Below are 26978 nucleotides of genomic sequence, written 5' to 3' on the forward strand. Positions count from 1 at the left end.
GCCCACCCCACCCGCCGACCCGAACGAGGCCTACGAGCAGGCCCTCGACGGCGCGCAGACGGTCGCGGTCGCGGAGGCGCAGCGGCTGCTGTCGCAGGTCATGGGCGACCTCGAGGCAGCGCGCACGTCGTTCGCGGAGGCTTCCGCGGCCGCCGACGACGCCCGTGCCACCGACGAGCAGGCCCGCCAGCAGCTGGCCATCGCCACCGAGGCCGTCGCACGCACCCAGCGCGAGATCGACGAGCTCGACGCGCGCACCCAGGCCACCCGCAACGCCCTCGGGGCGCTGGCGCGGCAGGCCTACCAGGGCAACAACCTCAGCGCCATGGGCGTCGTGCTCGCGGCGGAGTCGCCCGACGAGCTCGCCGCCCGCTACATGGGCCTGCGCGCGATGCTGCGCACCGGTGACGCCGCGCTGGAGCAGATGGCGGTCGACCAGGCCGAGCTGAGCAACGCCCACGCCCGGCTGGAGGCGCAGCGCAGCCAGCGCGAGCAGAGCGCCGACGCCGCGAGCCAGTCGCTGGCCGCCCGCGAGGCGGCCGAGCAGGCAGCGCTCGCCGCCCAGCAGGTCCTGGACAACACGACAAGCCTGGTGGAGGCCGCGCTGCAGGCGGCCGAGCAGGCCAAGCTGGAGGACTACCAGCGCTACATGGAGCTGCTGCAGGAGTCCACCGCGGTCGGCGAGCTGCTCACCACCATCGACTACGGTCCCGGCTACGGCACCGGCACGTTCGTCCGCCCGGCCACCGGCCCGACGACGTCGGAGTACGGGCCCCGGATGCACCCAATCCTGGGTTACGTGAAGATGCACACCGGCCTGGACTTCGGCCGCGGCGACGGGCGCATCTACGCAGCCGACGCCGGCACCGTCATCGAGGCCGGCTGGAACAACGCGTACGGCAACATGGTCATCGTCGACCACGGCCTGGTGAACGGCCAGCGGCTGACGACGATGTACGCCCACCAGGCCGACCTCATCGTCGGCCCGGGCCAGCGCGTCGAGAAGGGCCAGTACATCGGCAACATCGGGTCGACGGGGTACTCAACCGGGCCGCACCTGCACTTCGAGGTCCGGCTGGACGGGCAGCACACCGACCCGTGGCCGTGGGTCGCAAGCGCCCCGCTGCCGTCGTCGACCCCGTGATCATCAACGGTTGGCGACAGTATGACGTCGCCAACCGTTGATGATCATGGGAGCCAGGTCCCCGTCGCCAGCATGCCGAGGGTGAACAGGCCCAGCGCGATCCGGTAGCCGATGAACGGCGCGAACGAGCGCCGCTCAAGCCAGGACAGGAACCACGCGATGACGCCGAGGCCGACGAAGAACGCGATCACGGTCGCGAGGATGGTGGGGCCGGTGCCGTACGGCGAGCCCTCCTCCATGGCGCTGGGCCACTCGAAGATGCCCGACCCGAGCACCGCCGGGATGGCCAGGAGGAACGCGAACCGGGCGGCGGCCGCGCGGTCGAGGCCGAGGAACAGGCCCATGCTGATGGACGCGCCGGACCGGGACACGCCGGGGACCAGCGCCAACGCCTGAGCGCAGCCGACGAGGATCGCGTCGCGGTAGGTGAGCTCGGCGACGGCGCGGTCCTTGCGGCCGACGCGGTCGGCGATGCCGAGGATGACGCCGAGCACCACGAGCGTCGTGCCGATGATCCACAGCGAGCGGAAGTCGTCCTCGATGACATCGCGCAGCACGAAGCCGATGGCGCCGATCGGGATGGTCCCGATGATCACGTACCACCCCATGCGAGCATCCTGCGGGTCGTAAGCCTCGCGCCGGCGACGGCGCCCGCGCACCGGCTCCGCGGCCCGCCGGCGTCGCGCTGGCACCGTTTCCGCCGGAACCGTCTCCGACGCCGTCGACGTGCTCGACGACCGCGAGCCGGAGAACAGCGACCGGAACCACGCGTTGATGATGCGGCCGATGTCGCGGGCGAAGTACAGGATCACCGCGGACTCGGTGCCGATCTGGGTGACGGCGGTGAACGCCGCGCCCGGGTCCTCCCAGCCGAACAGCTCGGGGTAGATGCGCAGATGCGCGCTGGACGAGATCGGCAGGAACTCCGTCAGCCCCTGCAGGACGCCCAGGACGGCAGCCTGAAACCACTCCATCTGACTGTTCGACTCCTCCGTTACCTGATCGAGACGCTCATGAGGATGACGACGGCGACGACGCCAGCCCGGCGGCGTCCAGCGCCTCGGCGACGGTGCGCAGCGTCGCGACGCGCGTGTCGAGGTCGCCCGCGTGGGCCGCGACGGACAGCGTCGTCACTCCGGACTCGGCGTAGGCGTGCAGCCGGTCGCGGATGCGCTCCGGCGGGCCGATCAGCGCGGTGCGGTCGACGAACTCCAGCGGCACGGCCGCGGCGGCCTCGCGATGCTTGCGCTCCAGGAACAGGTCCTGGACGGTGCGCGCGGCGTCGCCGAAGCCCATCCGGACCGCCAGCGCGTTGTAGAAGTTCTGCTCGCGGCTGCCCATGCCGCCCAGGTACAGCGCGGAGTAGGCGCGGATCGGCGCGGCGCACGCCTCCGGGTCGTCGCCGACCGCGACGGGCACCGTCGGGACGATGTCGAAGCCGTCCAGGGTGACGCCCGCCTTCTCGCGTCCGGCGCGCAGCCGGTCCAGCGACTCCGCGGCGTGCTCGGGCGCGAAGAAGACGCCCAGCCAGCCGTCGGCGATCTCACCGGTCAGCTCCAGGTTGCGCGGCCCGATCGAGGCCAGGTAGAGCGGGATGGCCGGGCGCACCGGGTGGACGGTCAGCTGCAGGGCCTTGCCGGGGCCGTCCGGGAGCGGCAACCGCCAGTGGTCGCCGTCGTAGGTGAGCCGCTGCCGGGTCAGGGCGAGCCGGACGACGTCGACGTACTCGCGGGTGCGGGCCAGCGGACGGTCGAAGCGGACGCCGTGCCAGCCCTCGGAGACCTGAGGCCCGGATACGCCCAGCCCGAGCCGGAACCGTCCGCCGGAGAGGGCGTCCAGCGTGGCCGCTGTCATCGCGGTGGCGGCCGGTGTGCGTGCCGGGATCTGCATGACGGCGCTGCCGACGTCGATGCGCTCGGTCTGCGCGGCGACCCAGGCCAGCACGGTCGGCGCGTCGGAGCCGTAGGCCTCGGCGGCCCACACGACGCTGTAGCCCAGCCGTTCGGCCTCCCTGGCCAGCGCCAGGTTGACGGCGTTGTCGCCGCCGCCCCAGTAGCCCAGGTTGAGCCCCAGCCGCATGCGCCACCTCCCAGAAGACACTCTGGCGGACTCTACCCGTCCGGCGATCCGGGCCCCGAGCCCGCGCACCCACCCGGTAGCCTCACGGCGTGGAACAGCGACGACTCGGGGGAAGCGGGCTGTCGATCTCACGGCTCGGGCTCGGCACCATGACGTGGGGACGCGACACCGACCAGCATGACGCACGCGAGCAGCTCGTGGCGTTCGCCGAGGCCGGCGGCACGCTGCTGGACACCGCGGCGTCCTACGGCAACGGCGAGAGCGAGCGGCTCATCGGCGCCCTGCTCGACAGCGCCGTGCCCCGCGCGGACCTCGTCGTCGCCACCAAGGCCGGCATCTCGCGGGCGTCCGGGCAGCGTGTCGTCGACGTCTCACGCAAGGCGCTGCTGGACCAGCTCGACGACTCCCTCGATCGGCTCGACCTCGACTACGTCGACCTCTGGCAGGTGCACACCTGGAGCGACGCGGTCCCGCTGGAGGAAACGCTCGGCGCGCTGGAGCACGCGGTCACCTCCGGCCGGGCCCGCTACGTCGGCGTCTCCAACTACAGCGGCTGGCAGACCGCCGCGGCCTCGGTGCGGCAGCGGCTGACCGCCGGCAGCCAGGCGCCCCTGGTGTCCACGCAGGTCGAGTACTCCCTGCTGCAGCGCGGCATCGAGCGCGAGGTGCTGCCAGCCGCGGACCGGCTGGGGCTGGGCCTGCTCGCGTGGTCCCCACTCGGGCGCGGCGTGCTGACCGGCAAGTACCGCAGCGGCACCCCGGCGGACTCCCGCGCGGCCACCACGCACTTCGCACCGTTCGTCGACCCGTACCTGGACGGCCGGTCGGCGAAGATCGTCGAGGCGGTCTGCACCGCCGCCGACGGCCTGGACGCGCTGCCGCTGGAGGTTGCGCTGGCGTGGGTTCGCGACCGCCCGGGTGTCACGGCCGCCGTCGTCGGCGCCCGCACGGCCACCCAGCTGCGCGACATCCTCGCCGCCGACGACCTCGCGCTGCCGCTGGAGATCCGCGCCGCGCTGGATGAGGTGTCGGCCATCGCGACCGGCTACCCGGAGAGCCGCTGAGCGCTCACGGGACCTCGTCGTCGGTGTGGATGACCTCGTCGACGCGGTAGACCAGCAGCTCCTCGTCGGCCACCGCGAACGGGTCGCTGGTGAGCGTGCCCTCGTCGCCGGGGACCAGGGCCTGCACCCACACCGTCCCGCCGCGAGGACGCAGCCCGGCGTCCTCGGCCCGCTCGTCCAGCCCGTCGACGCCGTAGGCGTGCAGCATCTGGTACAGGGCGCGTCCGGGGTGCGACACGTCAGCGACGGCGGACTCCTCCGGGTCCCGCGGGTACAGCTCGCCGTAGGCCTCGCGGCCGGACACCAGCAGCGCGTCGGTGTCGTCGATCTCGTAGTCGCGCCGTACCAGCACCCCGACCAGCCCTGGCTCGCTGGACGGATCCTCGAACTCCAGGTCCGTCGGCGGTTCCTCCGGGAACTCCCAGGGGGTGACCTCGTCGGTCAGCTCGAACAGCAGGTCGTCATAGCGGTCGGCGACATTGCGCAACCTGCTGTAGGCGACCTGCACGGCCGGATCGGACTCGCCGGTGCGGGCCAGGCTTGCCTGCAGGTGGGCTTCCAGGGCGTCGGTGAGATCGTCGAGCGCGGACTGCAGGCGCTCGATGTCGTGCGGCGGCGTGGTCACAGTGCACGACCGTACCCGCTGCGGGCATGGCAAGATACGTGAATGGAGTGGTCGGTGGTGACGAGTCGCACGTCACGGTTCGCGCAGGCCACCGAGTACGAGTTCCGCCACCTGTTCCTCCCCCGCAACACCTCGCGTGGCGCCGCCCGCCGCCTGCTCACCGAGCACGCGGAGCACGGCCACTGGGAGCTCGCTCGCCTGCGTCTCAATCCCGACGGCACCCGCAAGGTCGTGCTGCGTCGGAAGATCATGCGGGTGCGCCCCACGCTATGAGCCAAGGAGGGCTTGGGTCATCACTAGGCGTTCCCGCGCGTCACCAGGATTGCAGGCATGGTGCGACACGGGTTTTCGTGCTGAACGTGATCATTTCGGGGTGGTGGCGGGCGGGCGCGGCGAGGCGCGCGGCTAGCGGCGAGCCTCAGGCGAGGTCGAGGAGGCGGTCCAGGACGCGAGCGCCGAACTGGAGGCCGTCGATCGGGACGCGCTCGTCGACGCCGTGGAACATGCCGGCGAACTCCAGGCCCGGTGGGAGCCGGAGCGGCGCGAACCCGAAGTTGCGGATGCCCAGGAGGCTGAACGACTTCGCGTCGGTGCCGCCGGACAGGCAGTAGGGGACGGTCCGCGCGCCGGGGTCCTCGGCCAGCAGCGCCTCGCCCATCGCCTCGACGAGCGGGCCGTCGAAGGTCGTCTCGACCGCGATGTCGTGGACCACCGACTCGCGTTTGACTCCCGGTCCCAGGACGGAGTCGAGGGTCGCGTGGAACTCCTCCTCGTAGCCGGGGAGGAATCGCCCGTCGATGTAGGCCTCGGCCTTTCCGGGGATGACATTGTGCTTGTAGCCGGCGCGCAGCATGGTCGGGTTGGCGGTGTTGCGCAGGGTGGCGCGGACGATACGGCCGGCGTCGCCCAGGGCGGTCAGCAGCGCCTCGGGGTCGTCCGGGTCGAACTCGAGGCCGAATGCCTGGCCGGCCTCCTCGAGGAACGCGCGCGCGGTGGGGGTGAGCCGGATCGGCCACTCGTAGCGGCCCACCCGGGCCACCGCCTCGGCAAGCTCGGTGACCGCGTTGGCGGTGCTCACCATGGAGCCGTGTCCGGCCCGGCCCTCGACCGTCAGGCGCATCCAGTCGATGCCCTTCTGGGCGGTCTCGACCAGGTAGAGCCGGAGGTCGTCGCGGACGGTGACGCTGAACCCGCCGACCTCGCTGATGGCCTCGGTGACGCCGTCGAACAGCTCCGGCCGGTGGTCGACGGCCCAGTGCGCGCCGAGACCGCCGCCGGCCTCCTCGTCGGCGAGGAACGCCAGCACCAGCGGCCGCGCCGGCAGCCGTCCGGTGCGCACGCGGTCGCGGACGACGGACAGGATCATCGCGTCCATGTCCTTCATGTCGACCGCGCCGCGGCCCCAGAGGCACTCGTCGGCGATCTCGCCGGAGAACGGGTCGTGCGTCCAGTCGGCCGCGTCGGCGGGCACGACGTCGAGGTGGCCGTGCAGCAGCAGCGCGTCGGTGCGGGCGGGGTCGGCGCCGTCGATCCGGGTGACGACGGTGGTGCGGCCGGGCGCGGCCTCGAAGACCGTGGTCTCGAGGCCGACGTCGGCGAGCTTCTCGGCGACGTACTCGGCTGCCTTCCGCTCCCCCGGTCCGCTGCCGTCGCCGAAGTTGGAGGTGTCGATGCGAAGCAGGTCGCGGCAGAGGTCGACGACCTCGGCGTCGGGCGTTCCTGTGGCGGGCGTCGAGGCGTCGGTCATCCACCTATCCTGGCATGCCGCCAGTACTGCTTCTCGTCCTCGTCCCGCACCACCACGCCCAGCCGGGCGAGCTCGTCGCGCAGCTCCGTCGCGTCGTCCTTCCCGCCCTGCTCGAGCGCCCGCTGCCGGGCCTTCAGGACCGCGTCCGCGCCGGGCGGCAGGTCCGGCGTCTCGGGAACCCACCGACGGTAGGCGTCGCGGTGCGGATCGGCGGAGCTCCACGGGTAGCCGTGCGCGGTGAACGCGGCCTCCAACCGGGCCGCAGCCAGGTCCGACGGCTCCCGCGCCAGCTCGTCGCCGTGCCGGCCCAACAGCACGAGTGCCTTGCCGTCCATGAACACCGAGTGCACGTCCGCGCGCTGGACCGTGCGGGTGTCGCCGTCGCGGGTCAGGCTCACCCGGCCGGTGCCGACGCCGACCCGCAGCACCTCGCCTTCCGCGGTCAGCGCGAGCACGACACCCAGCACCACGCCGGCGACGACGGCGACGACGGCGCCGATGGTGCCCTGCGCCTGCGGCAGCTCCGCGACCACGTGCGCGAGCCCGAAGTCCGGGATCCAGTCGACGTCGAGGATCCACTCGGCCAGTGGCCGCAGGCCCAGCCCCAGCAGCGCGCCGGCGACCGGGAACCCGACCCACACCAGTACGGCCTGCCAGGCCGGGCGGCCGACGACGGTCTCGTCGCCGGCCGTCCCGTTGGCCGGAACCACGCTCACTTCACCTCCGACCTCAGCACCCGGACCAGGCCCAGGGCCAGCGGCAGCGCCAGCCACAACGCCACCGACGTGCCCAGCTGCGCCCACGCCTGCCCGGTCAGGTCGCCGTCCAGCAGCACCGTCGTGGTCGAGGACAGGTCGAGCCACTGCGCCGGGGTCTCCAGCGCGGAGATCAAGCTACCGAGGACCGTCCAGGCCGTGGGTAGGACGAAGTAGAGGACGATGGCCAGCGGCGTGCTCAGCAGCGCCAGCCCGAACGCCGACCCGACCAGCACGTTGATCACCTGGAAGAGCAGCACCCGGCCGAGGCCGTCGGCACCGAACTCCCAGCTCGCGGAGGCGTCTGTGACCACCGGCGCGAGCAGGTTGGCCAGCGCCGCCCAGACCAGGCCGGCGGCGACGACGGCGACCGCCAGCAGCGCGCTCGCGCCGAGCTTGGACGCGACGACCCGCCCACGCCGGGGCTCCAGCGCGAACGTCGCCAGGGTGGTGCGCTGCGACCACTCGCCGGTGACGGCCAGGATGCCGACGACGGGCAGCAGCAGCCCGGTGCCGAGCTGGGCGCCGCCGAAGAAGTCGGCGAAGTTGCGGTCCTCGGCGCTGCCGGTGAACAGCTGCACCACCACGATGGCCAGCGCGACCAGCGCGATGACGGCCAGCAGCCAGAACCCGGCGCGGGTGTCGGTGGCCTTGCGCAGCTCGACGGCGGTCAGCCGGGCCAGCGAAGGGCGTCTGGTGTGGGCCGGCCGGTGCGTGCCGGCGGCCGGGACGGTCGTGAGGGCGGACATCAGGCGGCGTCCTTCCGGGAGTCGTTGGAGGTCAGGCGCAGGAACATCTCTTCGAGCCCGCCGGAGTCGGCCGGGCGCAGCTCGAGCAGGACGATGCCGGCGGCCGCGGCGGCCCGGCCGACGGTCTCGGCGTCTCCGGCGACGGCGAAGCCACCGTCACGGGTGGGCTGCGACGACAGCCCCGCGTCGACGAGCACCTTCTCCAGCGCGTCGGTGGCCAGGCCGCGGACATACAGCCCGCCGCTGTGCAGCAACTCGTCCTTGGCGCCGTCCGCGACGATCTTCCCGTTGCCGATGACGACGAGGTGGTCGGCGACGGCCTCGACCTCGCGCAGCAGGTGGGAGGAGAGCATGACGGTGCCGCCGCGGTCGGCGAAGTCGCGCAGGACGCTGCGCATCCAGTAGATGCCCTCGGGGTCCAGCCCGTTGGCGGGCTCGTCGAGCATGAGGACGGTCGGGTCGCCAAGCAGCGCGTGCGCCAGGCCCAGCCGCTGCCGCATGCCGAGCGAGTAGTTGCCCACCCGGCGCTTCTCCGCGGGACCGGCCAGCCCGACCAGCTCGAGCATCTCGGTCACCCGCTGCTGGCTGACCCCGAGCAGCCGCGCGGACAGGCCGAGGACCTCGCGGCCGGTACGGCCGGCGTGCTGCGCCGAAGCGTCCAGCAGGACACCGATGTGGCGTCCCGGGTTGGGCAGGTCGCGGAAGGCGACGCCGTTGACGGTGGACCCGCCGGACGTCGGCGGCGTGAGCCCGCAGATCATCCGCATCGTGGTGGACTTCCCGGCGCCGTTCGGCCCGAGGAACCCGGTGACCGTGCCCGGCACGCACTCGAACGACACGTCGTCGACGGCGGTGACGGCACCGTAGCCCTTCGTCAGGTGCTCGACAGTGATCATGGCAACCACGGTGGTGGTCCGGACGGGCCGCGCGCGTCGGCCGCGGGGCTCGCGCCGCCAAACCAAGGTCTACGCGCCGATCGACCTTGGTCGCTACCCGCGCGAGCCGATCGGCTCGTAGCGTGGTGTGCCATGAGCACCCCCGCCGGCTCGAGCCCGGCCGACCTGCCGGCCGAGCCCGCGCAGCGGCGGCCGGCCGAGTCGGAGGTGCAGGAACCGGCTCAGGCGCGGCAGCCGGAGCTGCCGTCGCTGCTGCCCGGGATGCTGCTGGTCGACCCGGACCCCGCCGATGCCGTCGGCGGCGGGCGGGTCCGGCGATCGGTGCGCGACTGGGTCGTGGACGCACTGTGCTTCGCCATCGCCGTCGTGGTCGGGCTGATGTCGTACGACACCGCGATGCGGAACGACCCGCCGGAGATGGTGCAGCTGCTCGACCTCGTCGTCGGCGCGATCGCCTGCGTGGCGCTGTGGTGGCGGCGGCGCTGGCCGGTCCAGCTGGCGGTGGCGGCCGCGATAGTCGGCACCGTCGTCGCCTCCATCGCCGGGGCGACGATGATCCTGCTGTTCACGGTCGCCGTGCACCGCCGGTACGTGGTCGCCGTCGCAATCGCGCTGCTGAACGTCGCATCGGGCCTGGTCTTCTACGGCGTCTATCCCGATCTCGACCTGTCCTACCGCGGCATGCTGGCCTTCACCGTCCTGGGTGTCGTGGCCATCACGCTGTGGGGGATGTTCGTGCGGGCCCGCCGCCAGCTCGTGCTGTCACTGCGAGAGCGGGCCCACCAGGCCGAGTCCGAGGCCGCGCTGCGGGTCGAGCGGGCCCGGCACCTCGAGCGCGAGCGCATCGCGCGCGAGATGCACGACGTGCTCGCGCACCGCATCTCCCTGTTGAGCGTGCACGCGGGTGCGCTGGAGTACCGGCCCGACGCGCCCGGCGACGACATCGCCCGGGCCGCGTCGGTCATCCGGTCCAGTGCGCACCAGGCGCTGCAGGACCTCCGCGAGATCATCGGCGTGCTGCGGGCCCCGTCGTCGGACGACGACCTCGACCGGCCGCAGCCCACCCTCGCCCAGCTGCCGGCGCTGGCCGAGGAGTCCCGCCAGGCCGGCATGCGGGTCAGCCTCGTCGACGAGCTCACCGGCGACGACGCCGAGCCGCCGCCCGCGGTGGCCCGCTGCGCCTACCGCGTGGTCCAGGAGTCGCTGACCAACGTGCGCAAGCACGCCCGCGGCACGGGCGTCTGCGTGACGCTGGCCGGCGGCCCGGGCGACGGGCTCGAGGTGGAGATCCGCAACCGGTTGCCGGTGGGCTCGGCGACCCGTTCGGAGATCCCCGGTACCGGAACCGGCCTGATCGGACTGTCCGAGCGGGTGGAGCTCGCCGGCGGCCGGCTCGACCACGGAATCACGCCGGACGGCGACTTCCGGGTGCGAGCCTGGCTACCGTGGCCGGCATGACGGACGAGGTCGTGAACGTGCTCATCGTCGACGACGACGCGCTCGTGCGCGCGGGGCTGTCGATGATGCTCGCCGGCGTGCCGGACCTGCGCATCGTCGGCGAGGCCGCCGACGGCGCGGACGTGCCGGCCCTGGTCGAGTCGGCCGAGCCCGACGTCGTGCTCATGGACATCCGGATGCCGAAGGTCGACGGCCTCGCCGCCACGGAGGCGCTGCGCCGGCGCCCGGACCCACCGGAGATCGTCATCCTCACCACGTTCGACACCGACGACCACGTCCTGCGCGCGCTGCGCGCGGGCGCCACCGGGTTCCTGCTCAAGGACACCCCGCCGGCCGACATCGTCGCGGCGGTGCGCCGGGCCGCCGCCGGCGAGCCGATCCTGTCGCCGTCCGTCACCCGCCAGCTCATCGCGCACGTGGCCGACGGCGACGACGGCTCCAGGCTGCGGCAGGCGGCCGCCCAGCTGGCCGAGCTGTCCGACCGGGAGCGCGAGGTGGCGGTCGCGATCGCGCACGGCAAGTCCAACGCGGAGATCAGCGCCGAGCTCTACATGAGCATCGCCACCGTCAAGGCGCACGTCTCGCGGGTGCTGACGAAGCTCGGGCTGAACAACCGAGTGCAAATCGCGCTGCTGGTGCACGACGCCGGCCTGGTCTGAGGCTCGCGCTAGCCCCCGTGCTCGGGCCACTCCGAGGCGAGCATGGCGTAGTCGTACTCGCTGGCCCACACGCCCTTGACGAACTCGTTGTCGACGAAGTGGGCCTCGCGCCGCATGCCTAGCCGTTCCATCAGGCCGGCCGACGCGGCGTTGGCGGCGTCGCAGCGCCCGATGATGCGGCGCAGGCCGAACGTCTCGAAGCCGAGCCGGAGCATCTCCACCGTCGCTTCGCGGGCGAACCCGTGACCGTGGTGGTCTGGGTGGAACGCGAACCCGATCTCGCCGCGCCGGTGCTCGGCGCTGAGCCACTGCAGATGGACCTCGCCGGTGAATTCGCCGGTGTCGTCGCGGATCACGGCCAGGTCGAGGCTGTCGCCCTCACGGGCGAGGGTGGGGGTCTGGATGCGTCGGCCCAGCGCCTCGACCGTCCTGCCCCGCGGCCACGGCTCCCAGTACATGTAGCGCGCCACGTCGGGGTGGGAGTGCAGCCGGTGCAGCGCGTCGAGGTCGTCTTCGGTGAACGGGCGGATGGTCAGGCGGTCGGTGGTGATCGGGTAATCCAGTTCGGACACCCGGTCATCGTAGGCACCGCGACCCTCCGATGCCGCGTCCTTTTTCCGCCAGCATCGGCGCCTGCCCGAACGCACCCTGGAGTCATGACGACATACCGCTACCACGCGATTCCCGCCGACGTGGCCACCGCCCTGCGGGTCCGCGACGACGCCGGCGAGACCCGCACCCCGTTCGTCGACGACGATGGCGGCGCGCCGCTGCGCTGCTGCCTGCGTCGCAGCACGCCCGGCGAGTCGATCGTCCTGGTGTCGTACGCGCCGCTGCGCCGGTGGGCGGCCGAGCACGGTGCCGAGCCCGGCGCCTACGACGAGGTCGGGCCGGTGTTCCTGCACGCCGACGAGTGCTCAGGTCCCGACGGCGACGGCTTCCCGGCCGCGGTCGCCTCCTCCCGGCGGGTGTTCCGCGGCTACGACAAGCGCGGCCACATCGTCGGCGGCCTGCTGGTCGACCCGGCACCGAGCGCCGCGCGGATCGTGGCCGAAGCCGCACTGGACGACCTGTTCGCCGACCCCGCCGTCGAGCTCGTGCACGTCCGCGCGGTCGAGTTCGGCTGCTTCCACACCGAAGTCCGCCGCCCGTCCTGAGGCCGGTCACCGGCCCTCGCTGTGTCTCGTGATCATCAACGATCGCTGGCATCACGAGGACTGTGTGTGCTTCACCATGCTTGTAGGCCGCCTGGTGGAGCGCGAGAACGCCTGGTGATGTCGCGGATCGTTGTTGATCAAGGCGGGCCCGGCGGTCGGGTAGGCCGGCTACCGGCCCCGGCGCCCGGCGACGCCGTGCTCGACGTCAGGCCGCTCCACCTCGGGCCGTTCCAGGGCGAACCGCGGCAGCACCCGGTCCAGCCACCGCGGCAGCCACCAGGCCCGCACCCCCAGCAGGCTCATGACCGCCGGCACGATCAGGCAGCGGATGACGACGGCGTCGAGGAACACCGCGACCGCCAGGCCCAGGCCGAACTGCTGCAGCATCCGGTCAGGGCTGAGCAGGAACGCCCCGAACACCACGACCATGATCGCCGCGACGGCCGTGATGACGCCGCCGGTGGTGGCCAGCCCTTCGCGGACGGCCCGGACGGCGTCGCCACTGCGGCGCCACTCCTCGTGCATGCGGGAGACGAGGAAGACCTCGTAGTCCATCGAGAGGCCGAAGACGATCGCGAAGATCATCACTGGTACGAACGCCTCGATCGGGCCGGCCGGGACGCCGAACATGCCCTCGCCGAACACCAGGGTCACCACGCCGAGTGACGCGCCGATGCTCAGCAGGTTGAGCACGGCCGCCTTCGCCGGCACCCACACCGAGCGGAACACCGCCATGAGCAGTAGCGCGGACAGCCCGACGACGACGGCGACGAACAGCGGCAGCCGGTCGCTCACCGCGTCGGCGAAGTCCTCCGCCGCGGCCGTCGACCCGCCGACGAGGTACGTGGCACCCGTCGACGCCGACAGCTGCGGCAGCACGTCGTCGCGCAGCCGGTTCACCAGGTCAGAGGTGGCTTCGTCCTGAGGCGCGGAATCCGGGAACGCGATCACCAGCGCCAGGTCGGTGCCCTCGATCGGCTGCGGCGGCACCACCCCGGCGACGCCCTCGGTACCGTCCAGCGCGCCGGCGAGCTCCGCGCCGTCACCTCCGTCGGCCAGGACGATCAGCGGGCCGTTGAAGCCGGGTCCGAAGCCCTCGGCGAGCAGGTCGTAGGCCTGCCTGCTGGTGGACGAGTCGGACTCGTTGCCGGCGTCGGCGAACCCCAGCCGCATGCCCAGCGCGGGCGCGGACAGCGCCAGCAGTATCGCGACCGCGGCGACCAGGGCGGGCAGCGGCCGGCGCCGGACCCCGTCGGCCAGCCGGCGCCACCGCGCACCCGGCTCGCGCTTCGACCGCTCGGCGTGCTTGACGATCCGCCTCTCGATCCGGGAGCCGAACACCGTCAGCAGCGACGGCAGCAGCGTCAGCGACGCCACCATGGTCACCAGGACGGTGAGGGCGACGGCCAGCGCCACGCCCTGTAGCGACCCCAGCCCCAGCGCGAACAGCCCCAGCAGGGCGATGATCACGGTGCAGCCGGCGAAGGTGACCGACCGGCCAGCGGTGTCCAGCGCGGTGCGCGCGGCGGCCTGCCGATCCGCGCCGTGCAGCAGCTCCGAGCGGTAGCGGGCGAACACCAGGAGCGCGTAGTCGATGCCGACGCCGATGCCGACCAGCATCATCAGCGGCGGCGTGTAGGTCGCGATCGTCACGACGTTCGACAGCAGCGCGATCACCCCGAGCGTGCTGCCGACCGCGAGGATCGCGGTGATCAGGGGCAGTGTCGCGGCCAGGAACGAGCCGAACATGAACACGAGGATCACCAGTGCGGCGAGCATGCCCGCGCCCTCGGCCGCGCCGCCCTCGGCCTCCTCCGCGGCTCGCACGGCGTCGCCGCCCAGCTCGACCTCCAGGCCGTCGCCGGCGGCGTCGCGCGCGGTGTCGATGATCTCCCGGACGGCGTCCGCCGGTACGTCGGTGCTGGTGCCGTCGAGGGTGACGGTGGCGTAGGCGATCGTCTCGTCGGCCGAGACCGCGCCGGGTGTCCGGAACGGGTCGGCGACGGCGACGACGTGCGGTAGCGCGGCGAGGTCACCCAGCATCGACACCGCTCGCTCCTGGTCGGCGCCGTCGAGCCCGGCCTCGTCGTGGAGCACCACCTGGACGGTGTCGCCGGCCTGCGCCGGGGCATTCTCCTCGAGGGTGTCGGAGAGCCGCTGCGACCCGGTGCCGGGCAGGGTGTGCTCGTCGTGGTAGTCGTCCCCGACCCCCTGCGACGTGGCCGTGATGGCCACCAGCACACCGACCCACAGCACGATGGCCAGCCAGTGGTGCCGCTGCGACCAGCCGGCGAGCCGATCCAGCCGGCGGTCGGCCGCCGGTCCGGCGGGGGTCTGAATGGACACGGTGGGAACCTCCATGAGCGCGGGATGGGCCGGTGTCGCGCCCAGCGTGGCGGCGGGAGGCCGTCCACGTCGTCCGGCCGGGGACGACACTTGGCCTACTGCGGTGGTTGCGACCAGCGGCGGCCACTACACCGTGGGTTGCGGATTGTCACGGGCGGCGGAGGGTTCCGGCGCGGTCCCCTAAGATGTCTGACTCACGCGGAGGCAGGGAGCCAAGTGAGCGACGACGCCGTGACGGAGCCGGAGGCCGAGCCAGGCGAGCAGCCCAGTCAGCCGTCACCGCCACCCCCGCGTCCCGGCCGCGTCGAGCGGTTCCGCAGCTGGCATCGCGCCCTGGGCACCGGCAACAGGCTCGCCTTCTACGGCTTGGTGGCCACGGTGGTGCTCGGCGCCACGCCGCTGCTGGCCGCCGCCTGGAACGCGGCCTTCGGTGACCGCGTCGCCATCCTGGCCGAGCAGCACAACGGGTCGTGCTTCTCCGTGTGGACGGTGACGCCCGAGGGCGCCGGCCTGCTCGACCGTCTCGTGCAGGCCGACGACCGGCAGTTCACCCGCTGGGAGCGCGACGGGCTGCTGGTCCACGCCGACCGGGTGTGGGCCGACGTGAGCCTGCGCGGCGCCGACGAGGCGATCGAGATCCGCGACATCTCGATCACCGTGATGGACCGCCGCGACCCGGTCGCCGGGACCACCTTCGGGCCGCTGAGCTGCGGCGGCGAGGACGAGACGGACGAGCCCGACTACCTCGTCGTCGACCTCGACACGCTGCCGCTGGGCCGCGAGGTGCCGGCCTCGTACCTGCAGCAGAGCGACCAGCAGGCCGCGGCGCGGGAGGAGGCGGAGAGGCTCGGCGAGGGCATCCAGCTGCCGCTCGTCGTCCGTCCCGACGACTTCTACTCGTTCACCCTGGTGGGACGCACCATGGCCCACGACACCGACTGGCAGGCCACCATCACCTGGTGGGACGGCCAGACGGTGCACACCGACGTCCTCGACGACGACGGCGCGCCGCTGCGCGTGTCGGCGGCGGGCTGAGCCGTGCGGCGGCCGATCCTGCGCGGGCGCCCACTGCGGGCGGGCCTGGCGGGCATCCTTTCGATGATCATGGTCGGAGCCCTCCCGGCACAGGTGACCTGGGCCGACGCGCTCGGATCACCGGAGGCGCTGGGCGACCGGCTGCGGTTCCAGACCGTGTCACAGACGCTGCTGTACGCCGACCGCTCCGGCTGGCCCGCGTACCTGGTCGAGGCGCTGTGGGCGGCGGTGTTCGTCGGCGTGCTCCTCGCGGCCGTGTGGTTGCTGGCCGTCGTCACGGCCGACGAGTGGACCCGGCCGGTCGTCGTCGCCGTAGCACTTCCGCTGTTCGCGCCGCTGGCGAACGTCGTCGCGCTGGTCGTCACGAACGTCGGCGACCTGGCGTTCGACACCGAACGCGGCGAGAACCTGCTGCAGGTGATGGCGGACGCCCAGAACGCGGCGGGTCACGTCATGCTCGTCGCGTTCGCCGGGGCGCTGGTCGTGGGTGTGGTGCACGCCGACCGGCTGTGGGAGCGCGGGCCGGACGGCGAGGTCGTGGTCAGCCGCCGGACGCTGCTGCTCCTGCTGCGCGGGCCGATGGACACGCTGTGGCCCCGCATCGGGGTGGCGGTGGTGGCGGCGCTGGCCGGCTACGTCGCCATGCGGGTCGCGCCCGAGCTGCTGTCGCGCGGGTTCGAGCCGGTAGCCCGGCTGTGGTGCCTGGGCGAGCGCGGCGAGGCCGGCTGCGTCCGGTCGCTCGTCGGCACGGTGGGCGACGGACCGCCGGACCTGGCCGCGTTGGTCCTGGACTCCGGGCGACGGTGGTTCCTGCGGCTGTACGCGCTGCAGGTGTTCCTCCTCGTCTTCGCCCTGGCCTGGTTCCAACTCCGCACCCAGCCGCTGCGCACCGGCCCGGCGACGACACTCCTCGCGGCCTGGCTCGCCTACACGCTGGCCGTCGTGACGCACGTCGGCGTGCTCGACGCCGGCCTCGGCGCCCAGGACCAGCCCGGGCCGGCCGGCGTGCTGGGGTTGCTCGTGCCGCCGTCGGGCCTCGCCTCCACCGTGTTCACCGCGCCCGTCGTCGCCGCGGGCTTCGCCGCGGTCCATGCCGCGGCTCGTGCCGTCGTGGCGCGACGACGCGGTCAGCCGAGCCAGCCGGGCCTCACCAGCCCGGCCTCGTAGGCCAGCACCACCAGCTGCGCCCGGTCGCGCGCGTCGAGCTTGGTCATGATGCGGCTGACGTGGGTCTTCGCCGTGGCCGGGCTGAGCACGAGGCGGGCGGCGATCTCGTCGTTGGACAGGCCGGCCGCGACCAGTCCGAGCACCTCGCGCTCGCGCTCGGTCAGCGCGTTCAGCCGCGGGCTCGGCGCCGGCTTGGCCACCCGGCCGGCGATCTCGGAGATGAGGCGCCGGGTCACCGACGGCGCGATGAGCGCGTCACCGCGGGCGACCACCCGGACGGCGTGGATGAGCTCCATCGGCTCGGTGTCCTTGACCAGGAAGCCGCTGGCGCCGGCGCGCAGCGCGCCGTACACGTACTCGTCGAGGTCGAACGTGGTGAGGATGACGACGCGGACCCCGGCGAGCCGCGGGTCGGCGACGATGCGCCGGGTCGCCTCCAGCCCGTCCAGCTCCGGCATCCGCACGTCCATGAGCACCACGCCGGGACGGGAGTGGCGCACCAGTTCCAGCGCCTCGGCGCCGTCGGCGGCCTCCCCCACCACCTCGATGTCGGGCTCGCCGTCGAGGATGGACCGGAAGCCGGCCCGGACCAGCCGCTGGTCGTCGGCGAGCACGACCCGGACGACGTCGCCGCTCATCGGCCCGCCTCCCGGTACGGGATGCACGCGGTGACGCGGAACCCGCCCTCGAGCCGCTCCCCCGCCGACAGGGTGCCGCCGAGTGCGCCGGCGCGGGCACGCATGCCTTCGATGCCGCTGCCGGCGCCCACCGGGCCGCCGCGCCCATCGTCCTGGACGTCCACCGTCACATCATCGCGCCCGTAGCCGACCCGCACGACGACCGCGCCGGCCCGGGCGTGGCGCGTGACGTTGGTCAGGGCCTCCTGGACGATTCGGTAGGCGGCGACGTCGACCGCGGGCGGCAGCGGCACCGGGTCGCCCGCTGTGTGCAGGTCGACGTCGAGGCCGACGGCTCGGGTGCGTTCCACCAGCGCCTCGAGTGTGCGCAGACCGGGCGCGGGCGCCGTCGGTGCGGTGTCGTCGACCTGGCGCAGCACGCCGAGCGTGGCCCGCAGCTCACGCAGCGCCTCGCGGCTGGTGTCCTTGATCGCGGTGAGCGCCTCGGTGGCCAGCTCCGACGAGGACGGGCCGGGGTCGCGCGCCAGGCCGTGCAGTGCGGCGCCGGCCTGGACGTTGATCAGCGAGATGTTGTGGCCGAGGACGTCGTGCAGCTCGCGGGCTATGCGCAGGCGCTCCTCGGTGGCCCGGTTGCGCAGCGCCTCGTCACGGCCGCGCTCGCGCGTATATGCGACCCCGCCGACGGCGACCACCGCCACCAGCCAGCTGATCAGCAGGAACAGGCCGGCGTCGCCGAGTGGGTCGGCCTCGGTGCCGAGCTCGCCCAACCCAGTCCCGACCGCAGCCACCGCGCCGAGCACGACGGCCGCCGCCAGCCGGCCGGTCGCCGCGACCGTGTACAGCGCGATGAGCGGCGTCACCAGCAGGGCACCGTCCGGGTTGACGGCCGGGTAGTAGATCATCGAGGCCACCAGGGTGACGACGCCGACGGTGACCGGGAACCGCCGCCGCCAAGCCAATGCCGCCGACCCGACGACCATGAGCAGCCAGCCCAGCGCCGGCACGCCGCGGAACGCGATCGGGGCGAGCGACTCCAGCGCCGTCGTGAGCACCACGAACACGCCGACCACCGCGGCCAGGACGGCGTCGCGGGCGTCACCGATGCCGCCGCGCCACCGGTCACGCGGTTGTTGAGCGACGTCGGCCATGGTCACACCCTAATTTGATTCCCCTTCTGGGACTCACCGCCGCCTGCGACCTCGCGGTCCGCGCCAAGCCTGGGGTGTGACCACGTGCTGGGCGGCGCGGACGACTGTCTGTGTCGTCGGGCATGCTGTACCCGGTTCGTCCCTCCGCTCCACCGACGTCCCCTCATCGACGCTCCACCTCACAACCGAGGAGTTCCGACATGAGCACCGGCAACGGCCGCCAGTTCCCCGACGGCTTCGTGTGGGGGTCGGCGACGGCCTCGTATCAAATCGAGGGTGCGGCCAAGGAGGGCGGGCGCGGCCCGTCCATCTGGGACACCTTCTCGCACACCCCGGGCAAGACGCTCAACGGCGACACCGGGGACGTCGCCTGCGACCACTACCACCGCTGGCCCGAGGACCTCGGGCACATCGCCGACCTCGGCCTGACCGCCTACCGGTTCTCCATCGCCTGGCCGCGGGTGCTGCCCGGCGGCCGCGGCCCGCTCAACCGCGAGGGCCTCGACTTCTACTCGCGGCTCCTCGACGGCCTGCTGGAGCGCGGCATCCAGCCGGTGGCCACGCTCTACCACTGGGACCTCCCCCAGGATCTCGAGGACGCCGGCGGCTGGCCGGCCCGCGACACCGCCTACCGCTTCGCCGAGTACGCCGAGATGGTCGCCGGCGAGCTCGGCGACCGCGTGCACACCTGGACCACGCTGAACGAGCCGTGGTGCAGCGCCTACCTGGGCTACGCCTCCGGCGCGCACGCGCCCGGCCGAGCCGAGCCCGCCGCCGCGCTGGCCGCGGTGCACCACCTCAACCTCGCCCACGGCCTGGCCGGCCAGGCGATCCGCCGGGCCGCGCCGTCCGCGCAGCTGTCCCTGACGCTGAACCTGCACGTCATCCGCCCAGCCGACCCGGCAAGCGAGGCCGACCTCGACGCCGTCCGGCGCATCGACGCGCTGGCCAACCGGGCCTTCCTCGGCCCGGTGCTCGAGGGCGCCTACCCCGACGACCTGCTGGCCGACACCGCACACGTCACCGACTGGTCGTTCGTCCGCGACGGCGACACCGCCGCCGCCCGCATCCCGCTGGACGTGTTGGGGGTCAACTACTACTCCACCGCGCTGGTGCGCCGCTGGGACGGCACCGGCCCGCGTTCGGAGGACGACGGCCACGACGACGCCGCGGCCTCGCCCTGGGTGGGCGCCGACGACGTCGAGTTCATCCGCCCCGACGGCCCCTACACCGCGATGGGCTGGAACATCGACCCCAGCGGCATGACCGAGCTGCTGCTGCGGATCCACCGCGAGTACCCCGGCCAGCCGCTCATGGTCACCGAGAACGGCGCGGCGTTCGCCGACACCGTGTCCCCCGACGGCGTGGTGCACGACCCGTTGCGGGTGGACTACCTGCGCGACCACATCGCCGCGGTCGGTACCGCCGTCGACGCCGGCGCGGAAGTGCGCGGCTACTTCGCGTGGTCGCTCATGGACAACTTCGAGTGGTCCTTCGGCTTCGACCGGCGCTTCGGCCTCATCCGGGTCGACTACGACACCCTCCGGCGCACCTGGAAGGACTCCGCACACTGGTACAGCGGCGTCATCGCGCGCAATGGCCTGGGCGACGGCGCCTGAGCGCCCCGCCCGTGATCATCAACGGTCTCGGGTGTGATGGCCCCCGAAACCGTTGGTGATCACGGTCAAGGCCAGCGTGACCAGGCCGGCGAGCAACAGCGGGCCGAGCCACGGCACCGCGCGGGGGACGCCGACCAGCCCACGGCGATCAAACCTGCTGTGACCAGGACGGATGTCGCGATCAGGCGTCCGGCCGCCCGTCCTCGCCGCCGCACCACGGTCCCCCTCCGCCGGCTCGATCGCCCGGCGACAACCTGGCCGACCGGCGAGCCCGACGCCCGTGGGGTCTTCCGCCACGTCATCTGGCGTGAAAGCGTGCTCGAAGGGCCGGTTGTGTCCATGATCGACCCGGTACGATTTCACCGCTGTCCCCGAGGCATCTCGGAGGTTATTGGGGCGTGTCGGCCAGGAACGGGATCGACGACTTCGCGGCTCTGCTGCGGCGACACCGGCAGGCTGCCGGCCTGTCGCAGGAGGAGCTCGCCGAGAAGGCCGGTCTCAGCTCCGATGCGGTGGCCGCTCTCGAGCGCGGGCGGCGACGCGCGCCCCGCCCGCTGACGGTGCGGCTGCTGGCCACCGCGCTGAATCTCGACAACGCCCAGCTCGCCCAGTTCATCGAGTCCTTGCGGCGCTCGCCGTCGGGCTACACGCCGCAGGTCCAGGGCCCGCCGCTGCCGCCGGACCGGCTCATCGGCCGGTCCACCGAGCTGGCCGAGACCACGGCTCTGCTCAACCACGGCGGGGTCCGGCTGGTCACGCTGACCGGCCTGGGCGGCGTCGGCAAAACCCGCCTCGCGGTCGCCGTGGCCACCGCGGTCCGCCGGCACTTCGAGGCCGGCGTCTGCTGGGTGTCGCTTGAGGGCAGCCCGAACGGCCCGGAGGTCACCGACGCCGTCGCGTCGGCCATCGGGCTGCGAACGGCGTCCGACGCCGCCGAGCTGGACGCACTGGCCGAACACATCGGCGGCCGGCAGATGCTGCTGGTCCTGGACAACTGTGAGCATGCGGTCGAGACGTGTGCGTCGCTGTGCAGCACGCTGCTGCAGCGCTGCCCGCGGCTCACCATCATCGCCACCAGCCGCGAGCTGCTGCGGGTTCCCGGCGAGGTGGTCCGGCAGGTGCAGCCGCTGGCTGTGCCGCCGTCGCGGGCCGGACTGGAGGAGATCCGCGAGGCCGACGCGGTGCGGATGTTCCTTGCCCGCGCGGCCGCGCACGGGGTGCACCCGCGCGACGACCGCCTCGTCCACGTCAGCCGGGCCTGCCGCAGCGTGCAGGGCATCCCGCTCGCCCTCGAGCTGGCCGCCGCCCGGGTGAACGTGCTGACCATCGAGCAGATCGCCGACGAGCTCGAGACCTCCTCGCGCATCCTCGCCGGCGGCAGCCGCACCGCGCCGCAGCGCCAGCAGACGATCGACGCCGCCTTGGACTGGAGCTACAACCTCCTCAGCCCCGACGAGCAGCGGTTCTTCGAAGGCATCTCCACGTTCTCCGGCGGCTGGACGCTCGACGCCGCCGTCGCCGTCTGCTGGCCCGACGGCAGCACCGACGCATCGCAGGCGGCGATCCTCGACCTCACCGGGCGGCTGATCGACAAGTCACTCATCCTCATCGAGCGCGATGCCGCCGAGGCGCGCTACTCGATGTTCTCCGTCATCCGTCAGTATGCCGGCCGGCGGCTGGACGACAGCGGCCGACGGGCCGAGGTCGAGCAGCGGCACCTCGCCTACTTCGTCGCGCTCGCCGAGCAGGCCGAGGCCGGTCTCGGCGGCGACACGCAGGCCGGCGTCCTCGACCACCTGGACATCGAGCTCGACAACCTGCGCGTCGCACTCGGCCGGGCCATCGGGCGCGAGCGCGCCGACGACGCGATGCGGCTGGCCGCCGCGCTGTGGCGCTACTTCTACCTGCGTGGCCACTACACCGAGGGCCGCGACTGGCTGGAGTCGGCGCTGGCGATCAGTCGCGAACAGCCGGACGCGGTCTCGTCGGTCGCGCAGGCCGGTGCTCTGCGCGGCGCCGGGTATCTGGCGTTCCTCCAGTGCGATTACGACGACGCCGCCGCCCGGCTGGAGGAGGCGCTGGCGATGTACCGGCGCTCCGGCGACGCCCTGGGCGCTGCCCTGACCCTGCGCCATCTGGGCGGCATCGCCCGCGAGCGTGCCGACTACGACCACGCGTACGAACTGCACCTGGAGAGCCTCGGCCTCTACCAGCAGCGGTCGGACCCGGCCGGGGTCGCTTGGGCCCGGCACCACCTCGGGTTCGTGTCGTGGCTGCGCCTGGACTTCGGCCGGGCGGGCGAGCACGCCGGCGCGGCGCTGGCCTATTTCCAGCGCAACGGTGACGGCGAGGGCATCACGTGGTCGCAGATCAGCCTGGGTGTGATCGCGCTGTACTCCGGCGATCTGTCAACGGCCGAGCAGTTGCTGCACCAGAGCCTCGGCCGTGCCCAGCGCCTCGGCTACCGTGAGGGCGTGGGCTGGTCGCTGAACCAGCTCGGCGTGGTGGCCCGTCGCCAGGGCCGGCTGGAGCGGGCGATCCACCTGCTCGACGAAAGCCTCGCCGAGCACCAGCAGCTGGGCGACAAATGGCGCGCGGCCAGCGTCCTGGAGACGCTGGCGGCGGTGGCGCAGCAGCACGGCAACGCCGCCTACGCGGCATTCCTGCTCGGCGCGGCGGCCGCTGTCCGCGAGACCATCGGCGCGCCGGTGCCCCTGTGCGAACGGGCCGAGACCGATGAGACGCTCGCCGCGGTCGCCGCCGCCCTCGGCGAGCGTGCCTTCGCCCATGCCTGGGGCGCCGGCCAGGCCACGCCCCTGCACGCCGTGGCCGACGGGTACCCACCCAATACCCTCAGCACCCTCGACACGCCCTGGTAGCGCACCCAGACAGTGCGGCCGGAACACGTGAATCAGGTGCCCCGGCCGGCTGCGGTCTTGCCCCCCGCTAGACGCGCAGCCGGCCAAGGTCTGCGGCGCCGGCATCAGCCATGTCCACCCAACTGGTCCGTCCGGCACTCTCCCCCCGCGGGCACAACTCTTTCGTGCCGGCGCGCGCCGCAACAGCTACAGCACCCTGACAATGGCCTGACAACCGAGCGCGCCCTCGTGACGGGCTGCCTTCCTGGTAGCACCTGAGGATGGCTCCACAGGGTGACGACCAGCGGTGCGGAGCTCCGTCGCCGGACATGACCACCGTGACCAATACAGTCCTGCCCGTGGCCCTGCGCATCGTCCAGCTCGTGCTGCTGGCGATCGCCTGCCTGGCGGTGGCCCGGGGCGCACTCTACGGCCTGGTCGACGACGGGCCGTACGACGGGGCCTGGGGCGTGCCCACACGCACCGGCGCCTGGTTGGTCCACCTGGCGGTCTCGATCCCGGTCTGCGCGGTCGTGGTGGCGCTGCTCGGGGCTACCAGCGATGCGAGGAGGCCTCCGGGCCCCGGTCTCATCACCAGGCCTGCCCGATCCTCATGAGGCTTACAAGCGTGGTGCGACACGAGATTTCGTGCTGAACGTGATCATTTCACCGGGCGCCGCCGGGCACGCGTACGTCGACCCAGACCAGACGGTGGTCGCTGGTGGGGAACGGGAACTCACCGGTCAGCCGCGCCAGCGGGTCCGAGCGCACCGGCCAGAACACGCCGGCGCCGACCGGGCGCAGCTGCCGCGACGGCAGCACGTAGTCCGCGCGCAGGTTGCCTGGCTCGGTGTCGGCGAAGTCCGCGGTGTCGTACCGCGGGTCGCCCTCGTGGGTGGCGTTCGCGCCACCTTGCAGCTCGGCTGCCTCCGGCGCGCCGGCCGAGACCGGCAGCGGGTCGACGATCCGCGGGTGGTCCAGGAGCTGCTGGATGGCGCCCGGCACGGAATCGCCGTCGACGGGGTCACTGTTCTGGTCGCCCAAGATCACGAACGACGAGCCCGGCTTCAGGCCGCCGCGCACGCCGTCGTCGTCGTAGATGTACGACGCCCGCCCCGGCCCCACGTAGTCGGCCCAGAACCGGATCTCGTCGTGGTTGCGTCGGCCGTTGCGGTCCTCCGCGCCGTCGAACGTCGGCGGCGTCGGGTGCGAGACCAGCACGTGCACGACCCGGCCGCCGACCTGGACCGGCACGTCCCAGTGCGACTTGCTCGACAACCTCACCACCTCCAGCTCCTCCGGCGAGAACCAGTCCGCCGGCGCCGGCGTCGACGGGTCGTCGGGCAGGAGGGCGCCCGGCAGGTCCGCCCAGCGGAACTCCTGGAACGTGCGCACGTCCTCGGTGTCGATCGGGAAGCGTGAGAGCACCGCCATGCCGTACTGGCCGGGGAACAGCCCGAAGCCGTACGCGTCGTCGCCACCGCCGACGGTGCCGTCGTTGTTCAGGTCGAAGCCACTGGGGATCCCGGTGTTGGAGGGCGCGACGTAGGCGTACGGGTATTCGACCGGGTCGGCGCCTCCCTGCCCGACCTCGAGGTAGTTCTCGCGGAACAGGTCGGCCGCCACCCCGTCGGGCACGTAGTCGAACTCGTTGAGCAGCACGATGTCGGGCCGGGTGCGCTGGATGACCTCGGCGACCGCGCGCGCCTGGGCGTCGTCGCCGGTGGACACGTCGCTGACGAGCTCGCCCTCGGCGGCCCGGTTGAGGCTCAGGTTGTAGGTGGCGACGCGGATCGTGGCGGCGCCCTGGCCGGCCTTGGCCGCGGCGGACGAGGCGTTCGCCGGTGCGACGGCGCCCGCGGCCAGCATCGCGGCGGTCGTGGCCGAGGCCGCCGCCACCGCGACGGGGCGGATCGAGATGCGCATGGGTCTCCTCCCGTGGTGACCGAACCGGGTAACCGTAGACCCACCCGGCGAACGGCAGGTGACACGTTCCCGTGGCGGGAGGCTTGAGTCGTTTCACGTGACGGCCGCCTGTGCCGGGGCGCGCGGCGACCAGCCCGGCGTCGTCGTCGACGCGGTCGGCAGCGGGCGCAGGCTGGCCGACGCGCTCGTCGTCAGCTCGCTCGGCGCTCGGATCGTGCTCGTCCTGGTTCTCCCGGCCGCTGGCCCCTCCCCTGATCAGGTTCCCTCACGGTCGCTGAGCCGCCCGAGGGAACCTGATCACCGGGAACGGTCAGCCCTGCGCCCAGTCCTCGGTCCAGCCGCCGTCCGCGGCCACCTCACGGGCCCATTCGGTCCAGTCCGACTGCATCTCCGCGAGCTGGTCGTCCAGCGACTTGTTGTCGAGCAGGAAGCCGTCGTAGACGGACTGGCCGCTCTTCGCCTTGGGGACGAACGTGATGGCCGGCACCGTCGGCGTCTCGAACCAGGCGCCGGTCATCAGGCTCTCCAGGCCGGGAGCCGGCGCGGCATCGGCCGCGGCCGGGATGCCGCCGGAGCCATCCAGCCACGGCTGGCCGTGCTCGGGGCTGCTGACGAACTGCAGGAACTTGATCGCCGCCTCCAGCTCCTCGCCCTCGGTGGTGGCGGGGATCATGTAGCTGGTGCCGCCGACGGCCGCGCCGAACTGCGCCTGCTGACCGGTGGAGAGGTCGCTGTCCTGTTCGGTGACGGTCGGGAACGGCATGGTGCTCCACTCCCAGTCGACGTCGGCGAGGTTCTCCGCGGCGAAGTTGGTGCCGTAGGTCATGGCCGCCCGCCCGCCGACGAAGTCGTCGTGGCCGATGAACGCCGCGCCGCCGGACACACCGGACCAGTTCGGCGTAGCGCACTCCTCGAAGAACTGCTTGAGCAACCGCATCGTCTCGGCCACCTCGGGTGACGACGCCGGGTCCAGCTCGCCGGTGAGAATGGCCCTGGCCATGCTCTTCGGGGTCAACTGGGCGGCGGTGCCCGGCTGACCGTCGGCGGCGAACTGGTTCCACTCCTCCGCGTAGGAGTTGAGCAGCATCGAGCCGATGATGCCAAGGGTCCAGCCCTGGCCCAGCCAGCCCTGGTCCATCGAGAACGGCACGTAGCCGGCGTCGGTGATGGCGCCGCAGGCGTCCATCAGCTCGCCCCACGACGCGATCGGCGCCTCGACACCGGCCTCGGCCAGGATGTCGGCGTTGTAGTACACACCGACGATGACCAGGTTGAACGGGATGAACTCGTAGTTGCCGGCGGCGTTGCGCGCGCCGCTGGCGTCGGGCCCGAAGTAGTCCTGGTTGAACAGGTCCACCCAGGCCTGGTTGCCCTCGACGTACGGGTTCGGCTCGGTCAGGTAGTCGTCGAGGGCGACCACCTGGTCCGGCGTGTGCGGCGCCTGGTTGAAGATCAGCTCCGGTGCGGTGCCGGCGGACAGCTGGGTGGACAGCGTCTGGGCGAACTCGGCGACTGGCAGGACCGTGGTCTCGACGTTGATGTCCGGCTCGGTCTCCTCGAACCGGTCGATCAGCTCCTCCCACGCCGGGCCAAAGCTCTGCGGGTCGTTGTTCCACTGGTTGGGCCCGGACAGCGTGATGGTCACCTCGCCCTCGGAGCCGCCGTCGTCGCCACCGCCGCACGCGGCGGCGATCATCGACGTGGCGGCGAGCGCTATCACCAGCGTCGATGCTGACCTGCGTCGTTGCGGGTGCACAGACATGGGGGTCCTCTCGTCGGCCTCAGTGTGAGCCGGGCAGTCCGCCTTGGACGCCGGCGAGGAAGTATTTGGACAGGAAGGTGAACAGGAGGAGCAGGGGGAGGCTGGCGAGCATGTAGCCGGCGAACATGGGCCCGTAGTCGGTGCCG

General features: G+C 72.7%; 24 protein-coding genes. 11 read left to right on the top strand and 13 right to left on the bottom strand.

Annotated elements, in window-relative coordinates; translation table 11 throughout:
• Positions 1-1144: M23 family metallopeptidase (locus tag E1269_RS33155; protein ID WP_203434188.1), on the top strand; the 1144-nt coding region annotated here is incomplete at its 5' end.
• Between the two features lie 44 nt (positions 1145-1188).
• Here E1269_RS33155 and E1269_RS29205 read toward each other — a convergent pair.
• Both E1269_RS29205 and E1269_RS29210 read right to left on the bottom strand, forming a co-directional pair.
• Complete coding sequence (locus tag E1269_RS29205) at positions 1189-2118, bottom strand: undecaprenyl-diphosphate phosphatase (RefSeq protein ID WP_131901294.1); 930 nt, start codon at positions 2116-2118, stop codon at positions 1189-1191.
• Positions 2119-2155: 37 nt separating this feature from the next.
• Positions 2156-3223: an LLM class F420-dependent oxidoreductase gene (locus E1269_RS29210; protein ID WP_131901296.1), complete on the bottom strand. Its 1068-nt coding sequence runs from the start codon at positions 3221-3223 to the stop codon at positions 2156-2158.
• Positions 3224-3312: 89 nt separating this feature from the next.
• On the opposite strand from E1269_RS29210, the gene E1269_RS29215 reads away from it, so the two are divergent.
• Positions 3313-4287, top strand: a complete 975-nt coding sequence (locus tag E1269_RS29215) for an aldo/keto reductase (protein ID WP_131901298.1) — start codon at positions 3313-3315, stop codon at positions 4285-4287.
• Between the two features lie 4 nt (positions 4288-4291).
• Here the strand turns inward: E1269_RS29215 and E1269_RS29220 are convergent, their stop codons facing one another.
• The gene (locus E1269_RS29220; RefSeq protein WP_131901300.1) at positions 4292-4912 is read right to left on the bottom strand and encodes a hypothetical protein; all 621 of its coding nucleotides are present in this window, start codon (positions 4910-4912) and stop codon (positions 4292-4294) included.
• A 54-nt stretch (positions 4913-4966) separates the two neighbouring features.
• Here E1269_RS29220 and E1269_RS29225 point away from each other — a divergent pair, with 54 nt between their 5' ends.
• On the top strand, positions 4967-5185 hold the full coding sequence (locus E1269_RS29225; protein ID WP_239001068.1) for a DUF5703 family protein: 219 nt from the start codon (positions 4967-4969) through the stop codon (positions 5183-5185).
• Positions 5186-5330: 145 nt separating this feature from the next.
• Here the strand turns inward: E1269_RS29225 and E1269_RS29230 are convergent, their stop codons facing one another.
• Genes E1269_RS29230 through E1269_RS29245 form a run of 4 tightly spaced genes read right to left on the bottom strand, consistent with a single transcriptional unit; the run spans position 5331 to position 9059 of the window.
• The gene (locus E1269_RS29230; RefSeq protein ID WP_131901304.1) at positions 5331-6659 is read right to left on the bottom strand and encodes a M20/M25/M40 family metallo-hydrolase; all 1329 of its coding nucleotides are present in this window, start codon (positions 6657-6659) and stop codon (positions 5331-5333) included.
• Positions 6656-7375, bottom strand: coding sequence for a YqeB family protein (locus tag E1269_RS29235; RefSeq protein WP_203434189.1), 720 nt, complete (start codon positions 7373-7375; stop codon positions 6656-6658). The genes E1269_RS29230 and E1269_RS29235 overlap by 4 nt, the downstream gene beginning before the upstream one ends.
• The gene (locus E1269_RS29240; protein ID WP_131901306.1) at positions 7372-8163 is read right to left on the bottom strand and encodes an ABC transporter permease; all 792 of its coding nucleotides are present in this window, start codon (positions 8161-8163) and stop codon (positions 7372-7374) included. Before E1269_RS29240 ends, E1269_RS29235 begins: the two co-directional genes overlap by 4 nt.
• Positions 8163-9059: an ABC transporter ATP-binding protein gene (locus tag E1269_RS29245; protein WP_131901308.1), complete on the bottom strand. Its 897-nt coding sequence runs from the start codon at positions 9057-9059 to the stop codon at positions 8163-8165. The genes E1269_RS29240 and E1269_RS29245 overlap by 1 nt, the downstream gene beginning before the upstream one ends.
• Positions 9060-9191: 132 nt before the next feature.
• Between E1269_RS29245 and E1269_RS29250 the strand changes: the two genes are divergently transcribed.
• On the top strand, positions 9192-10517 hold the full coding sequence (locus E1269_RS29250; RefSeq protein WP_203434190.1) for a sensor histidine kinase: 1326 nt from the start codon (positions 9192-9194) through the stop codon (positions 10515-10517).
• A complete protein-coding gene (locus E1269_RS29255; protein WP_131901310.1) occupies positions 10514-11176 on the top strand; it encodes a response regulator in 663 nt (220 codons plus the stop codon). The genes E1269_RS29250 and E1269_RS29255 overlap by 4 nt, the downstream gene beginning before the upstream one ends.
• An 8-nt stretch (positions 11177-11184) precedes the next feature.
• Here the strand turns inward: E1269_RS29255 and E1269_RS29260 are convergent, their stop codons facing one another.
• On the bottom strand, positions 11185-11748 hold the full coding sequence (locus E1269_RS29260; protein ID WP_131901311.1) for a GNAT family N-acetyltransferase: 564 nt from the start codon (positions 11746-11748) through the stop codon (positions 11185-11187).
• A gap of 84 nt (positions 11749-11832) precedes the next feature.
• Here E1269_RS29260 and E1269_RS29265 point away from each other — a divergent pair, with 84 nt between their 5' ends.
• On the top strand, positions 11833-12333 hold the full coding sequence (locus E1269_RS29265; RefSeq protein ID WP_131901313.1) for a DUF1203 domain-containing protein: 501 nt from the start codon (positions 11833-11835) through the stop codon (positions 12331-12333).
• A gap of 168 nt (positions 12334-12501) precedes the next feature.
• Here E1269_RS29265 and E1269_RS29270 read toward each other — a convergent pair whose 3' ends face one another.
• Positions 12502-14598, bottom strand: coding sequence for an MMPL family transporter (locus E1269_RS29270; protein WP_131901337.1), 2097 nt, complete (start codon positions 14596-14598; stop codon positions 12502-12504).
• A gap of 297 nt (positions 14599-14895) precedes the next feature.
• Between E1269_RS29270 and E1269_RS29275 the strand changes: the two genes are divergently transcribed.
• Together E1269_RS29275 and E1269_RS29280 are read left to right on the top strand one after the other, a co-directional pair.
• Positions 14896-15714, top strand: coding sequence for a hypothetical protein (locus E1269_RS29275; protein ID WP_131901315.1), 819 nt, complete (start codon positions 14896-14898; stop codon positions 15712-15714).
• A 3-nt stretch (positions 15715-15717) separates the two neighbouring features.
• A complete protein-coding gene (locus E1269_RS29280; protein WP_131901317.1) occupies positions 15718-16881 on the top strand; it encodes a hypothetical protein in 1164 nt (387 codons plus the stop codon).
• On the opposite strand, the gene E1269_RS29285 is transcribed toward E1269_RS29280, so the two are convergent.
• Positions 16842-17519: a response regulator gene (locus tag E1269_RS29285; protein WP_131901319.1), complete on the bottom strand. Its 678-nt coding sequence runs from the start codon at positions 17517-17519 to the stop codon at positions 16842-16844. The two genes, E1269_RS29280 and E1269_RS29285, sit on opposite strands and share 40 nt — an antisense overlap.
• Positions 17516-18667: a sensor histidine kinase gene (locus E1269_RS29290; protein WP_131901321.1), complete on the bottom strand. Its 1152-nt coding sequence runs from the start codon at positions 18665-18667 to the stop codon at positions 17516-17518. Before E1269_RS29290 ends, E1269_RS29285 begins: the two co-directional genes overlap by 4 nt.
• 200 nt (positions 18668-18867) lie before the next feature.
• Between E1269_RS29290 and E1269_RS29295 the strand changes: the two genes are divergently transcribed.
• From E1269_RS29295 to E1269_RS29305, 3 genes are all read left to right on the top strand, one after another.
• Positions 18868-20286: a GH1 family beta-glucosidase gene (locus E1269_RS29295; RefSeq protein ID WP_131901323.1), complete on the top strand. Its 1419-nt coding sequence runs from the start codon at positions 18868-18870 to the stop codon at positions 20284-20286.
• 398 nt (positions 20287-20684) lie between these two features.
• The gene (locus E1269_RS29300; RefSeq protein ID WP_131901325.1) at positions 20685-23165 is read left to right on the top strand and encodes an ATP-binding protein; all 2481 of its coding nucleotides are present in this window, start codon (positions 20685-20687) and stop codon (positions 23163-23165) included.
• 338 nt (positions 23166-23503) lie between these two features.
• Positions 23504-23761, top strand: a complete 258-nt coding sequence (locus E1269_RS29305; protein WP_131901327.1) for a hypothetical protein — start codon at positions 23504-23506, stop codon at positions 23759-23761.
• A gap of 49 nt (positions 23762-23810) precedes the next feature.
• On the opposite strand, the gene E1269_RS29310 is transcribed toward E1269_RS29305, so the two are convergent.
• Both E1269_RS29310 and E1269_RS29315 read right to left on the bottom strand, forming a co-directional pair.
• The gene (locus tag E1269_RS29310; protein WP_203434192.1) at positions 23811-25070 is read right to left on the bottom strand and encodes an endonuclease/exonuclease/phosphatase family protein; all 1260 of its coding nucleotides are present in this window, start codon (positions 25068-25070) and stop codon (positions 23811-23813) included.
• Between the two features lie 310 nt (positions 25071-25380).
• The gene (locus E1269_RS29315) at positions 25381-26790 is read right to left on the bottom strand and encodes an ABC transporter substrate-binding protein (protein WP_162606685.1); all 1410 of its coding nucleotides are present in this window, start codon (positions 26788-26790) and stop codon (positions 25381-25383) included.
• Positions 26791-26978: the final 188 nt, after the last annotated feature.

Source organism: Jiangella asiatica, from assembly GCF_004349065.1.
GTDB classification, from domain to species: Bacteria; Actinomycetota; Actinomycetes; order Jiangellales; family Jiangellaceae; genus Jiangella; species Jiangella asiatica.

Excerpts from the sequence above, each read along its gene's own strand:
- E1269_RS29205 (WP_131901294.1), bottom strand. The coding sequence starts at position 2,118 with ATGGAGTGGTTTCAGGCTGCCGTCCTGGGCGTCCTGCAGGGGCTGACG.
- E1269_RS29210 (WP_131901296.1), bottom strand. The coding sequence starts at position 3,223 with ATGCGGCTGGGGCTCAACCTGGGCTACTGGGGCGGCGGCGACAACGCC.
- E1269_RS29230 (WP_131901304.1), bottom strand. The coding sequence starts at position 6,659 with ATGACCGACGCCTCGACGCCCGCCACAGGAACGCCCGACGCCGAGGTC.
- E1269_RS29240 (WP_131901306.1), bottom strand. The coding sequence starts at position 8,163 with ATGTCCGCCCTCACGACCGTCCCGGCCGCCGGCACGCACCGGCCGGCC.
- E1269_RS29245 (WP_131901308.1), bottom strand. The coding sequence starts at position 9,059 with ATGATCACTGTCGAGCACCTGACGAAGGGCTACGGTGCCGTCACCGCC.
- E1269_RS29250 (WP_203434190.1), top strand. The coding sequence starts at position 9,192 with ATGAGCACCCCCGCCGGCTCGAGCCCGGCCGACCTGCCGGCCGAGCCC.
- E1269_RS29255 (WP_131901310.1), top strand. The coding sequence starts at position 10,514 with ATGACGGACGAGGTCGTGAACGTGCTCATCGTCGACGACGACGCGCTC.
- E1269_RS29265 (WP_131901313.1), top strand. The coding sequence starts at position 11,833 with ATGACGACATACCGCTACCACGCGATTCCCGCCGACGTGGCCACCGCC.
- E1269_RS29285 (WP_131901319.1), bottom strand. The coding sequence starts at position 17,519 with ATGAGCGGCGACGTCGTCCGGGTCGTGCTCGCCGACGACCAGCGGCTG.
- E1269_RS29290 (WP_131901321.1), bottom strand. The coding sequence starts at position 18,667 with ATGGCCGACGTCGCTCAACAACCGCGTGACCGGTGGCGCGGCGGCATC.
- E1269_RS29295 (WP_131901323.1), top strand. The coding sequence starts at position 18,868 with ATGAGCACCGGCAACGGCCGCCAGTTCCCCGACGGCTTCGTGTGGGGG.
- E1269_RS29310 (WP_203434192.1), bottom strand. The coding sequence starts at position 25,070 with ATGCGCATCTCGATCCGCCCCGTCGCGGTGGCGGCGGCCTCGGCCACG.